Annotated in this window: 12 protein-coding genes and 1 pseudogene; 6 read left to right on the top strand and 7 right to left on the bottom strand. The window is 56.8% G+C overall.

Going from position 1 to position 12,913, the window contains the following annotated elements; translation table 11 throughout:
• Positions 1-10: 10 nt before the first annotated feature.
• A complete protein-coding gene (locus V4835_RS10005; protein ID WP_008502662.1) occupies positions 11-265 on the bottom strand; it encodes a GlsB/YeaQ/YmgE family stress response membrane protein in 255 nt (84 codons plus the stop codon).
• Positions 266-473: 208 nt separating this feature from the next.
• Here V4835_RS10005 and ycgR point away from each other — a divergent pair, with 208 nt between their 5' ends.
• Positions 474-1,205 (top strand): flagellar brake protein YcgR, encoded by a 732-nt coding sequence (gene ycgR, locus V4835_RS10000; protein ID WP_193940724.1) that lies wholly within the window; start codon positions 474-476, stop codon positions 1,203-1,205.
• Between the two features lie 38 nt (positions 1,206-1,243).
• Here the strand turns inward: ycgR and emtA are convergent, their stop codons facing one another.
• Positions 1,244-1,855 (bottom strand): membrane-bound lytic murein transglycosylase EmtA, encoded by a 612-nt coding sequence (gene emtA / locus V4835_RS09995; protein WP_063143839.1) that lies wholly within the window; start codon positions 1,853-1,855, stop codon positions 1,244-1,246.
• A gap of 107 nt (positions 1,856-1,962) precedes the next feature.
• On the opposite strand from emtA, the gene ldcA reads away from it, so the two are divergent.
• Both ldcA and V4835_RS09985 read left to right on the top strand, forming a co-directional pair.
• Positions 1,963-2,877 (top strand): muramoyltetrapeptide carboxypeptidase, encoded by a 915-nt coding sequence (gene ldcA / locus V4835_RS09990; protein ID WP_331412061.1) that lies wholly within the window; start codon positions 1,963-1,965, stop codon positions 2,875-2,877.
• A gap of 97 nt (positions 2,878-2,974) precedes the next feature.
• On the top strand, positions 2,975-4,708 hold the full coding sequence (locus V4835_RS09985) for a potassium/proton antiporter (RefSeq protein WP_331412060.1): 1,734 nt from the start codon (positions 2,975-2,977) through the stop codon (positions 4,706-4,708).
• On the opposite strand, the pseudogene V4835_RS24380 reads toward V4835_RS09985, so the two are convergent.
• From V4835_RS24380 to V4835_RS09975, 3 genes and pseudogenes are all read right to left on the bottom strand, one after another.
• Positions 4,643-4,789: pseudogene (locus V4835_RS24380) on the bottom strand (hypothetical protein); the annotation flags it as partial. The gene V4835_RS09985 and the pseudogene V4835_RS24380 overlap by 66 nt on opposite strands.
• Before the next feature lie 16 nt (positions 4,790-4,805).
• Positions 4,806-5,876 (bottom strand): catabolic alanine racemase DadX, encoded by a 1,071-nt coding sequence (gene dadX / locus V4835_RS09980; RefSeq protein WP_331412059.1) that lies wholly within the window; start codon positions 5,874-5,876, stop codon positions 4,806-4,808.
• 9 nt (positions 5,877-5,885) lie between these two features.
• Entirely contained in the window at positions 5,886-7,184 is a 1,299-nt protein-coding gene (locus V4835_RS09975; protein ID WP_063143835.1) for a D-amino acid dehydrogenase, read from the bottom strand.
• Between the two features lie 320 nt (positions 7,185-7,504).
• On the opposite strand from V4835_RS09975, the gene V4835_RS09970 reads away from it, so the two are divergent.
• Entirely contained in the window at positions 7,505-9,037 is a 1,533-nt protein-coding gene (locus V4835_RS09970; RefSeq protein WP_023293929.1) for a SpoVR family protein, read from the top strand.
• A gap of 111 nt (positions 9,038-9,148) precedes the next feature.
• On the opposite strand, the gene fadR is transcribed toward V4835_RS09970, so the two are convergent.
• A complete protein-coding gene (fadR, locus tag V4835_RS09965) occupies positions 9,149-9,868 on the bottom strand; it encodes a fatty acid metabolism transcriptional regulator FadR (protein ID WP_063143834.1) in 720 nt (239 codons plus the stop codon).
• Between the two features lie 201 nt (positions 9,869-10,069).
• On the opposite strand from fadR, the gene nhaB reads away from it, so the two are divergent.
• A complete protein-coding gene (gene nhaB / locus V4835_RS09960; RefSeq protein WP_331412058.1) occupies positions 10,070-11,608 on the top strand; it encodes a Na(+)/H(+) antiporter NhaB in 1,539 nt (512 codons plus the stop codon).
• Positions 11,609-11,751: 143 nt separating this feature from the next.
• Positions 11,752-12,282, top strand: coding sequence for a disulfide bond formation protein DsbB (gene dsbB / locus V4835_RS09955; protein WP_063143832.1), 531 nt, complete (start codon positions 11,752-11,754; stop codon positions 12,280-12,282).
• 125 nt (positions 12,283-12,407) lie between these two features.
• On the opposite strand, the gene V4835_RS09950 is transcribed toward dsbB, so the two are convergent.
• Positions 12,408-12,848, bottom strand: a complete 441-nt coding sequence (locus tag V4835_RS09950; RefSeq protein ID WP_024909872.1) for a YcgN family cysteine cluster protein — start codon at positions 12,846-12,848, stop codon at positions 12,408-12,410.
• Positions 12,849-12,913 lie beyond the last annotated feature (65 nt).

Raw genomic sequence — 12,913 nt, 5'->3', positions numbered from 1 at the left:
TTATGAAATTTTATGCTCGTCGCAGCAACCTGAATATGCCCAGCACCACAATGGCACCCACGACAGCGACCAGAAAACTGTGCAGGTCGAAACCACTTATGTTGCCTCCAAAGCCAAACATCGTCGCCAGCCAGCCGCCCACAACCGCACCAACGACCCCGAGTACACAGGTCAAAATAAAGCCGCCGCCATCGTTTCCCGGCATGATCAGTTTAGCGATAGCGCCAGCAATAAGACCAAAGATAATCCAGGCGATGATACCCATAGCGATGCCCTCTTGCAGGTTTAACGCGTGCGCAGAAAACCTTCTGCACAGCTAACTTAAGTATAGGTCATCGCCGGAAAACCATTTTCATCTCACCGACTTATCTTTGCCTAAACAGGCAAAAAAAACTCACCGGTTTGTATTAAGTTTCATTGCAGATTGCCGATAACGCTAAGACAGTCTGTCATCAATCAAGGAGCCATCCGGCGTGAGTCATTACAGTGAGCAGTTCCTCAAGCAAAATCCGCTGGCTGTATTAGGGGTATTACGCGACCTGCAAAAAGGTGAAGTGCCGCTGCGCATCAGCTGGTCGAATAATCAGTTCATCAGCAAGATCCTTGACGCCTCGCAGGAGCGGCTGGTGATTGATTTAGGCAGTCAGGAGTATGAAAACCGCGCGGCGCTGAAAGCGGAAAATGTCGCGGTAATGGCCGAAACGCAGGGCGCCAAAGTGGAGTTTGTCCTGACGCGGCTGGAAATGAGCGAATACCAGGGACTCCCTGCTTTTGCTACCCCGCTTCCCACCAACCTCTGGTTCGTCCAGCGTCGTGAATATTTCCGCATCAGCGCCCCGCTCCATCCCGCCTATTTTTGTAAGGCCAAAATGCCGGACAAAAAAGAGATCCGCTTCCGCCTCTTCGACCTGTCGCTGGGCGGCATGGGCGCACTGATGGATACGCCGAAACCCGACGGACTGGTAGAGGGCATGCGGTTTTCGCAAATTGAGCTGGATATGGGGGGCTGGGGTCGCTTTTATTTCGATGCACAGCTGATTGCCATCAGCGACCGCACCGTCGTGGACAGCAAAAATGAAACCATCACCACGCCGCGTCTGAGCTTCCGTTTCCTGAACGTCGGGCCCGGCGCAGAGCGCGAGCTTCAGCGCATTATCTATTCGCTGGAGCGGGAGGCACGGGAACGCGCAAATAAAGTTCTGTAAGGGAAATCGGGCAGCGTGACCGCCGCCCGTCTGCGGCATTACATGGCATCCATCGCTTTCTGTACTTTCCAGATATAACGAGGCGCCTGTGGTGCCGGGTGATTTTTCGCCACATGTTCAAAGAATTCGTCTTTGTCCATGCCGTTAATCTCTTCTATCGCCTCTTTGCGGTCAGAGGAGAAGGTTCTGAGCAACGCGCCGGCACCGTTAACGTAAGACACCACCAGCGCGTACTGCATCACCTCCGGATCCTTAATGCCCTTCAGCACGCCATGCTCCATTATGCTCAGATAAGCGGTGCCCATTGATATGTTGCGTTCCGGGTTTTTCAGCTCGCTGGTCGACGGCTGGCCGCTCCAGCCCATATAGCGATAAACCTCTTTCCCCGCCGTTGACGCTTTAAGCTGCATCAGGCCCACCGCGTTGGATTTGCTGACAAGCGCAGGATTTCCGCCGGACTCCACCGCAATGATCGCCGTGATGAGACGCGGGCTGACGCCCCAGGCCTTCCCGGCTTGTTCACTGATCGGCATCCACTGCATGGCCCGTTTCACCGGCACTTCCGGGTTCCAGGGTGGGTTTTGATAATCATGTTTTGAACTACAGCCAGCAAGCAACACAATCAAAAAAGCAAACCATCTCAATTTCACGTCATCTATCCTTATAGCCGGTCATCGCGGTGCGCCGCCTCTTGAAGCAGGCGGCGTATAAGCGGCATGATATAGACAATTAGTTTCTCATTCAGCAAGGAATTGCCATGTCTCAGTTTCATCTCATCGCGCCGTCGGGCTACTGCATTAACCAGGACGCGGCGCAGCGGGGCGTTCAGCGTTTGCTGGAGTCGGGTCATCAGGTAGAAAATCAGACGATTATCCCCCGCCGCCAGCAGCGTTTTGCCGGTACCGAATCGCAGAGGCTGAATGATATCAATAGTCTGGTGAACCTGACGGGCGAAAACCGGATCGTGCTAGCGGTGCGCGGCGGGTACGGTGCGAGCCGGCTGCTGGAGAGCATTGACTGGCAGGCGCTGGCTCTGCGCCAGCAGCACGATCCCCTGCTGATTTGCGGCCACAGCGATTTCACCGTCATCCAGCTCGGGCTGCTGGCTCTGCATAACGTTATCACCTTCAGCGGTCCGATGCTGGCCGGTAACTTCGGCGCACCGGAGCTGGATGCGTTTACCGTGGAACATTTCTGGCGCGCGCTGCGTAATCCCACCTACAGCGTGGAGTGGCAGGGCAATGGACCGCACTGGGAGTGTGAAGGCCAGCTCTGGGGCGGTAACCTGGCGATGCTGGTCTCGCTTATCGGCACGCCGTGGATGCCGCAAATCGAGGACGGCATTCTGGTGCTGGAAGATATCAACGAACATCCGTTCCGCGTCGAGCGCATGCTCTTGCAGCTTTATCATGCCGGTATTCTTGAACGCCAGTCCGCGATTGTGCTGGGCAGCTTCAGCGGCTCTGCCCCGAATGACTATGACGCGGGTTACACCCTTGAGACCATGGTCGACTTCGTTCGCTCACGGCTGGATATTCCGGTCATCACCGGTCTGGATTTTGGCCATGAGCAGCGAACCGTGACCCTGGCGCTCGGGGCGCACGTCGCCCTGATCCACAATGATTCCGGCACTAGGCTGACCATTAGCGGCCATCCTGTCATAAAGGCATAAAAAAGCCGTTATACCCCCTTAATAAAACGCTGTTGCCGTTGTTAATATGTTAGGGTTTTAGTAACAGCGTTAACATTGAGGTGGGAGTAAGAGAACATTGGATGCCGCAGCGATAATCAGCCTTTTCATTTTGGGTTCCGTCCTTGTAACCAGCAGTATTTTATTAAGTTCATTTTCATCGCGTCTCGGCATACCTATTCTTGTCATTTTCCTCGCCATCGGCATGCTCGCCGGCATTGATGGCATTGGCGGTATCCCATTCGATAACTACCCTTTTGCCTACATGGTGAGTAACCTCGCGCTGGCGGTGATCCTGCTGGACGGCGGGATGCGCACTCAGGCGAGCTCCTTCCGCGTGGCGTTAGGGCCTGCGCTGTCGCTCGCCACGGTCGGCGTGTTGATTACCTCTGGCCTCACCGGAATGATGGCCGCGTGGCTTTTCCATCTCAATATCATGGAAGGTTTGCTGATTGGCGCCATCGTGGGCTCAACCGATGCGGCAGCGGTGTTCTCCCTGCTCGGCGGAAAAGGGCTTAACGAACGCGTCGGCTCCACCCTTGAGATTGAGTCCGGCAGTAACGATCCGATGGCGGTTTTTCTCACCATCACCCTGATTGAGATGATCCAGCAGCACGAGACGGGCCTGAGCTGGATGTTCGTCTGGCATATCCTGCAGCAGTTCGGGCTGGGGATTGTTATCGGCCTGGCGGGGGGATACCTCTTACAGCAGATGATCAACCGCATCTCGCTGCCCGCAGGGCTTTACCCCCTGCTGGCGCTGAGCGGCGGGATTCTGATTTTTGGCGTCACCACCGCGCTGGACGGCAGCGGCATCCTCGCCGTCTACCTCTGCGGGTTCCTGATGGGCAACCGCCCAATTCGCAACCGGCATGCCATTTTGCAGAACTTTGACGGTCTGGCCTGGCTGGCGCAGATCGGCATGTTCCTGGTGCTGGGCCTGCTGGTTACGCCATCGGATCTGCTGCCGATCGCCGTTCCGGCGCTGCTGCTGTCCGCGTGGATGATCTTCTTCGCCCGTCCGCTGTCGGTATTTGCAGGCCTGCTGCCGTTTCGCGGCTTCAACCTGCGCGAGCGGATCTTTATCAGCTGGGTGGGCCTGCGCGGTGCGGTGCCGATTATCCTTGCGGTGTTCCCAATGATGGCCGGTCTGGATAACGCGCGGCTGTTCTTTAACGTGGCGTTCTTCGTGGTGCTGATTTCACTGCTGTTCCAGGGCACCTCGCTCGGGTGGGCGGCGAAAAAAGCCAAAGTCGTGGTGCCTCCCGTGGGCTGGCCGGTCTCCCGCGTGGGGCTCGACATTCACCCGGAGAACCCGTGGGAACAGTTTGTCTATCAGCTGAGCGCCGACAAATGGTGCGTGGGGGCCTCGCTGCGCGATTTGCACATGCCGGCCGAAACGCGTATTGCCGCCCTGTTCCGCGATAATGTCCTGCTGCACCCTACCGGCAGCACCCGCCTGCGCGAAGGGGATATTCTCTGCGTCATTGGCCGCGAGCGCGACCTGCCCGCGCTGGGCAAGCTGTTCAGCCAGTCGCCTCCGGTGGCGCTGGACCAGCGTTTCTTCGGCGATTTTATTCTGGAAGCCAGCGCCAAGTTTGCCGATGTGGCGCTGATTTACGGCCTGGATGAAGGGCTGGAGTACCGCGACAAGCAGCAAACGTTAGGGGAAATCATTCAGCAACTGCTGGGGGCGGCCCCCGTCGTCGGCGACCAGGTAGAGTTCGCCGGGATGATCTGGACGGTTGCGGAGAAAGAAGATAACGCGGTGAGAAAAGTCGGCGTCAGGCCGATGGAAGAGGAAACAGAGTAGCGGTTTTTTTGCCGGGTGGCGGCTTCGCCTTACCCGGCCTACAAAACCCTCGAACGTAGGTCGGGTAAGCGTGAGCGCCACCCGACACAAGCATTCGTTACACCGTCACAACCGGCACTCTCGGTGCCAGCCCGCACATCAATTCATACCCCACCGTGCCCGCCGCGGCAGCCACGTCATCAATCTTAACTTCGTTACCCCACAGCTCGACCGGCGAACCGATGCCTGCCTGCGGGCATGGCGTCAGGTCAACGGCCAGCATATCCATTGATACGGTGCCCACCGTTCCGGTGCGAACCCCATCGACCCAGACCGGCGTACCGGTCGGCGCGATGCGCGGGTAGCCGTCGGCATAGCCGCCCGCCACGATGCCAATTCGCTGCTCGCCCTGTGCCCGGTAGCGGCTGCCGTAGCCCACCGTGTCACCGGCCTTCAGCGTCTGGACGCCAATGATTTCGCTGCGCAGGGTCATCACCGGCTTCAGGCCGCTGTTGGCGATATCCTGCCACTGGCCTGAGGGAGATGCCCCGTACAGAACAATCCCCGGACGCACCCAGTTATAGTGCGCCTCGGGATGCCACAGCGTGGCCGCCGAGTTCGACAGCGAGCGTGGGCAGTCCAGCCCCTCCGCCGCCTGCTCAATGCGCACCATGGCATCGGCAATTCCGTCGGTTTTTTCCGCGTCGGCAAAATGCGCCATCAGCGTCATTTCGCCCACGTTCTTCATGCCGCGCAGCTGCTGCCAGACCGTATGCACCCGCTCAGGCTGGAAGCCCAGGCGGTTCATGCCGCTGTTGACCTTGAGATAGATATCCAGCGGAGCATGGAGCTTCGCATCCTGTATCGCCTTAATCTGCCAGTTGCTGTGAACGCTGGTGGTCAGACGGTACTTGTCCAGCAGCGGCAGATCGTCCGCGTGGAAGAAGCCCTCCAGCAGCAAGATGGGCCCTTTCCAGCCGCGCTCGCGCAGCAGGATGGCCTCTTCCAGATTCAGCAGCGCAAAGCCGTCGGTCGCGCTCAGCGCGCTCCAGATACGATCGATGCCGTGGCCGTAGGCATTCGCTTTCACCACCGACCAGACGCGCGAACCGGGTGCCGCCCGACGAACAATTTGCAGATTATCCTTCAGGGCCTGCAGGTTCAGCTGGGCCAGAACAGGACGGGACATGACAGCTCCTTAGTTATGCGCGCCGTGCAGATGCTGTGGACGCGAAGGCGTAAACCCCGATTGATAGCGTGCTGCGCTTAAATCGTCAAACGGAATTGCCGGCGTGCGCCCGGAAATCAGGTCGCTCAGCAGCTGGCCCGATCCGCAGGCCATCGTCCAGCCAAGCGTGCCGTGTCCGGTATTGGTCCACAGGTTTTTATACGGCGTGCGGCCCACGATCGGCGTGCCGTCCGGGGTCATTGGACGCAGGCCGGTCCAGAACGTCGCCTGCTCAACAAAACCTCCGCGCGGGAAGAGATCGCCCACCACCATCTCCAGCGTTTCACGACGCGGCTGCAGCAGCTCGGTGTTGAAGCCGACAATTTCCGCCATGCCGCCTACGCGAATACGGTTATCGAAGCGGGTAATGGCGATTTTGTAGGTTTCATCCAGAATGGTCGACACCGGCGCGCCGCTCTCTTCTTTCACCGGAATGGTCAGCGAGTAGCCCTTCAGCGGGTAAACAGGAATGTCGAGAATGCCTTTCAGCATGGCGGTGGAGTACGAACCAAACGCCATCACGTAGGCATCGGCTTTGATCACCTCGTCGCCGCACTTCACGCCGTAAATCTTTTCCCCTTCCGACAGCAGCTTGTCGACAGAGGTGTTGAAGCGGAACTTCACCCCCGCCTGCTCGCACATTTGCGCCAGACGTTGCGTAAAGAGCTGGCAGTCACCGGTTTCGTCATTCGGCAGGCGCAGGCCGCCCGTCAGCTTATGCGCCACTTCCGCGAGCGCCGGTTCAACCTGGCCAAGCTGGCTGGCTTCCAGGAGCTGGTACGGTACGCCGGCATCTTCCAGCACGGCGATATCGCGGGTGGCATTTTCGTACTGTTGCTCGGTGCGGAACAGCTGTAACGTCCCGCCCTGACGGCCTTCATACTCAATCCCCGTCGACGCGCGCAGCGCTTTCAGACAGTCGCGGCTGTATTCCGCCAGGCGCACCATGCGCCCTTTGTTCTCCATGTAGTGGCGGGTGTCGCAGTTGCGCAGCATCTGCCACATCCACTTCAGTTGGAACTGCGTGCCGTCAAGGCTGATGGCCAGCGGCGCATGGCGCTGGAACATCCATTTAATCGCTTTCAGCGGAACGCCCGGCGCAGCCCACGGTGCCGCATACCCCGGAGAGATTTGCCCGGCGTTCGCCGCGCTGGTTTCAAGCGCGGGACCGGATTCACGATCGATAACGGTTACGTCATGTCCCGCCTGACTTAAATACCAGGCGCTGGTTACCCCAACGACACCACTTCCCAGTATGACAACACGCATAGCCACTCCATTATGTGCAAAAGAACAATCTTCTAATTACAGATTGATAACCTAGTTGAAAATATTATTCAACATACGACTTTTTTATGGTGACTTACCTCACACATCCCCCAGCATCAGGGGATAGTGCTAATTTGGGATCTCCTGCTGCGCGTTATTTTTAACCAGCATAATATGCTGAGGCACACCGTTTTTTTGCCGTATCAAAAACGCGAAACGCAAAGAAAAAATTTCTGCCCCAGCACGCTTTTTAACACGTTGATCTATGCTTGAAAGGAGGCTCTCCAGACAGAGAGAGCACCCACAACGAGGGCGCGCTAATGGCTACTATTGATTCCCTGAACAAGGACAACACACGTCTGAGCGATGGACCCGACTGGACCTTCGAGCTGCTGGATGTTTACCTCGCCGAAATCGACCGGGTCGCAAAGCTGTATCGTCTGGATACCTATCCCCATCAGATTGAAGTCATTACGTCCGAACAGATGATGGACGCCTACTCCAGCGTCGGGATGCCGATTAACTATCCGCACTGGTCGTTTGGTAAAAAATTTATTGAAACCGAGCGGCTGTATAAGCACGGCCAGCAGGGGCTGGCGTATGAGATTGTCATTAACTCCAATCCGTGCATCGCCTATTTAATGGAAGAGAACACCATTACCATGCAGGCGCTGGTGATGGCGCACGCCTGCTACGGGCACAACTCATTTTTCAAGAATAACTATCTGTTCCGCAGCTGGACGGATGCCAGCTCCATCGTCGATTACCTGATCTTCGCCCGTAAATACATTACCGACTGCGAAGAGCGCTACGGCGTGGACGAAGTGGAAAAACTGCTCGACTCCTGCCACGCGCTGATGAACTACGGCGTGGACCGCTACAAACGTCCGCAGAAAATCTCTTTGCAGGAGGAAAAGGCCCGGCAGAAAAGCCGCGAAGAGTACCTGCAAAGCCAGGTGAACATGCTGTGGCGTACCCTGCCGAAGCGTGAGGAGGAAAAAACGATCGCCGAAGCGCGTCGCTATCCGTCCGAGCCGCAGGAAAACCTGCTCTATTTTATGGAGAAGAACGCCCCGCTGCTGGAGCCGTGGCAGCGTGAGATCCTGCGCATCGTGCGCAAGGTGAGCCAGTATTTTTACCCGCAAAAGCAGACGCAGGTCATGAACGAAGGCTGGGCAACCTTCTGGCACTACACCATCCTCAACCATCTGTACGACGAGGGGAAAGTCACCGAGCGGTTCATGATGGAATTCCTCCACAGCCATACCAACGTGGTGTTCCAGCCGCCCTACAACAGCCCGTGGTACAGCGGAATAAATCCGTATGCGCTTGGTTTTGCCATGTTCCAGGACATTAAGCGTATTTGCCAGTCGCCGACGGAAGAAGACAAGTACTGGTTCCCGGATATCGCCGGCTCTGACTGGCTGGAAACGCTGCACTTCGCGATGCGCGACTTTAAGGATGAGAGCTTCATCAGCCAGTTTATGTCGCCGAAAATCATGCGTGACTTCCGCTTCTTCACCGTGCTGGACGACGACCGCAACAACTATCTTGAGATTTCCGCGATCCATAACGAAGAGGGATACCGTGAGATCCGCTCTCGCCTCTCTTCCCAGTACAACCTGAGCAACCTTGAGCCGAATATTCAGGTATGGAACGTCGATTTGCGCGGTGACCGCTCCCTGACGCTGCGTTATATCCCGCACAATCGGGCGCCGCTGGATAAAGGGCGTAAAGAGGTGCTGAAGCATGTGCATCGCCTGTGGGGCTTTGACGTGCAGCTGGAGCAGCAGAATGAAGACGGGAGCGTCGAGCTGCTGGAACGCTGCCCGGCGCGGTTGAATACGCTGTAGTGTTTTTTGCCGGGTGGCGGCTGCGCCTTACCCGGCCTACGGGTTTTGTAGGCCCGGTAAGCGAAGCGCCACCGGGCAAAAAAAAACCTCTCATAGGAGAGGTTTTTTCTTTTAGCGGGTCTGAATCGCTAAATCACCCGGCAGCGTTTTCTGCATACGGTGCCAGATTTCACCGGAATCATGGCCGTAGCGACGCACCGTCTCATAAACCTGATCGTGCAGGCCTTCGGTACAGAGCTTGCTCAGCTTATGGTAGAAGCCCAGCGCCAGGCTACGCGCTTCCGGGTTGGCAAAGTAGTGGCGGCCGATGCGGGTGTAAAGCCCTTTCATACCGTTGAGGATCAGGCCGTACACCGGGTTGCCGGAGGCAAACGCCAGGCCGCGAAACACGTTGTAATCGAGGGTGGCAAAGGAATCGGCATGATCTTCCACCTCGTTCGCGCTGGCCAGCACCGCAAGGGCGTCTTCCGGATGCTGACGGAAAGCGGTACGAATAAAGATCGTCGCGATGTTGGTGCGAACGGAGAGCAGATTATCAATGAGCTGCGGCACGCTTTCATGGTCGAGACGCGCCAGCGTTTCAAGAATGTTCAGCCCGGACGTTTCCCAGAAGTTGTTCACTTTCGTAGGTTTACCGTGCTGGATCGTCAGCCAGCCATCGCGCGCCAGCCGCTGGAGCACTTCACGCAGCGTGGTGCGAGTGACGCCAATCAGTTCAGAGAGTTCGCGTTCAGCCGGAAGGATGGACCCCGCAGGGAAACGATTATTCCAGATGCTTTCAATGATGTACTCTTCCGCGAAACCCGCCGGGCTCTGCGCCTTAATGACCATAGTGAGATTTCCATTACACAGCTTTAGCAAATTGGACTCATCATACCAGAGGCAGGCAGTGGCAGGTAGCACGGCAAAGAGAGAAAAGAGGGATCGCCGTTTCATTTTTGTGAAATTTACAATACAGCCTTATTCGCCTCCAGGCCGCGATTTTTGCGTATACTGATGTTTTGTTTTACTTGACGGGGAAGGACGTCTGTCGTGGAAATTTCTTTTGGGCGCGCACTGTGGCGCAACTTTTTAGGCCAGTCTCCGGACTGGTACAAACTTATACTTCTGGTGTTCCTGGTCGTTAACCCCCTCCTCTTTAGCGTAAACCCGTTCATTGCCGGGTGGCTGCTGGTGGCGGAGTTTATCTTCACCCTGGCCATGGCGCTGAAATGTTATCCCCTGCTGCCGGGTGGTTTGCTGGCGTTTGAGGCAGTCGTCATCGGCATGACCAGCGCCGAGCATGTCAAAGCAGAGCTGGCGTCAAATCTCGAAGTGCTGCTGCTGCTGATGTTTATGGTGGCGGGCATCTACTTCATGAAACAGCTGCTGCTGTTTATCTTCACGCGCCTGCTGCTCAGCATTCCGTCGAAAATGTTCCTCTCGCTGGCGTTTTGCCTTGCGGCCGCCTTCCTGTCGGCGTTCCTGGATGCGCTGACGGTCGTCGCGGTGGTGATAAGCGTTGCGGTTGGGTTTTACGGTATTTATCACCGCGTGGCCTCCTCTCGCCCGGGTGAAGATTTGCAGGATGACAGCCACGTCGATGCGCATAATCGTGACGTACTGGAGCAGTTTCGCGCCTTCCTGCGCAGCCTGATGATGCATGCTGGCGTCGGTACCGCGCTGGGCGGCGTGATGACCATGGTGGGCGAGCCGCAAAACCTGATCATTGCCAAAGCGGCGGGCTGGCACTTTGGTGAGTTCTTCCTGAGAATGGCGCCGGTGAGCGTACCGGTGCTGATCTGCGGTCTGGCGACCTGTCTGCTGGTGGAGAAGTTTCGCCTCTTTGGCTACGGGGCGCAGCTCCCGGAGCCGGTTCGTCAGGAGCTGCATAAATTCGATCAGCAGAGCCGCAGCCAGCGGACGCGCCAGGAGACGCTACGACTCATTGCACAGGGGATCATCGGCGTCTGGCTTATCGCGGCGCTGGCGCTTCATCTTGCCGAAGTGGGGCTGATTGGCCTGTCGGTCATTATTCTCGCCACCACCTTTACCGGCGTGACGGACGAACATGCCATCGGCAAGGCGTTTACCGAAGCCCTGCCGTTTACCGCCCTGCTGGCGGTGTTCTTTGCCGTCGTGGCCGTGATTATCGACCAGCACCTGTTCGCGCCGATTATTGCCTTTGTATTACGGGCGTCACCGGATGCTCAGCTGTCGCTGTTTTACCTGTTTAACGGCCTGCTCTCGTCGATCTCAGATAACGTCTTCGTCGGGACGGTCTACATCAACGAGGCCAAAGCGGCCATGGAGCAAGGCGTCATCAGCGCCGGACAGTTTGAGCTGCTGGCCGTGGCAATCAATACCGGCACCAACCTGCCGTCGGTGGCGACGCCAAATGGCCAGGCCGCCTTCCTGTTCATGCTGACCTCCGCCCTCGCGCCACTCATACGACTTTCTTATGGCAGGATGGTGTGGATGGCGCTGCCCTACACGCTGGTGCTCACGATCGTGGGATTGCTTTGCGTCAAAATTACCCTCATTCCCTGTACGCAATGGTTGATACAAGCGGGTATACTTGCGGCGCAGTAAACTATGCATCTCGGGCAGTTCGCTGCCCGTTTGCCTTTTCGCACGATAAACATCCAATTACGTTTTATTTCGTCAGGTACAGGTGGCGCGAAAAACGAATTCGTTTACACTGCGCTTTCTAAGCATGTTCCAGGGAAATGATTATGTTGAGATTTTTAAACCAGTGCTCCCGCGGTCGCGGAGCGTGGTTGTTAATGGCCCTGACCGCCTTTGCGCTGGAAATGGTCGCGCTGTGGTTCCAGCATGTAATGGGACTGAAACCTTGCGTGCTTTGTATTTATGAACGCTGCGCGCTGTTCGGCATTATGGGTGCGGGCCTGGTCGGCGCGATTGCCCCAAAATCGCCGCTTCGCTATGCCGGTATTGCCATCTGGATCTACAGCGCCTGGAAAGGGATTGAACTCTCCTGGCAACACACCATGATGCAACTGCATCCGTCACCGTTTATGACCTGTGATTTTGCCGCCCGCTTCCCGACCTGGCTGCCGCTGGACAAATGGCTGCCGCAGGTGTTTGTCGCATCCGGTGACTGCTCCGTTCGTCAGTGGGAATTCCTGACGCTGGAGATGCCGCAGTGGCTGGTGGGCATTTTTGCCGCCTACTTCGTCGTGGCGCTGCTGGTGCTGATCGCCCAGCCGTTCAAACCGAAGAAACGCGATCTTTTTGGAAGGTAAAAGCAAAACGGCAACCTCGGTTGCCGTTTTTAGTGTTTGCGCCCTCTCCCGTGGGAGAGGGTTGGGGTGAGGGCATCAGGCCGCACAAACATAATAAAAAACCCGCCTCGGCGGGTTTTTTAATCTCAACGGGTCGGGTGATTCATGATGTGGTCTTCCCAGTCACGCACCTCGGACTCTTTCACCGCAATGTGGCGCACGGAGATACGCTCGCCGTGCATTGCCGCTTTTGAACCGGTTAACAGCGGATGCCAGTCAGGCAGACCTTTCCCTTCCGCCAGCAGGCGATACGCGCAGGTATGCGGCAGCCATTCAAACGTCGGCAGATTATCCCGGGTTAACTTGATGCAGTCAGGCTCAAATTCAAACCGACGCTCATAGTTGCGGCACTGGCAGGTTTTAATGTTTAGCTGCTTGCAGGCAACGTTGGTGAAGTAGATTTCATCCGTATCTTCATCCATCAGCTTGTGCAGGCAGCATTGCCCGCAGCCGTCGCACAATGATTCCCATTCCGCGTCAGTCATGTCGTCGAGAGTTTTGCTTTGCCAGAAAGGGATGTCGTTCATCAGGATGTCCACACGTCAAAAGAAAGCGCACCTTATAACGAGTCTGGCACGTTGTTGCAAGTTTT

Source organism: Enterobacter cloacae complex sp. CARB60, assembly GCF_036487345.1.
GTDB classification, from domain to species: Bacteria; Pseudomonadota; Gammaproteobacteria; order Enterobacterales; family Enterobacteriaceae; genus Enterobacter; species Enterobacter asburiae_D.
The sequence above is the reverse complement of the archived record's forward strand: the minus strand, read 5'-3'. Positions and strand labels throughout refer to the sequence as shown.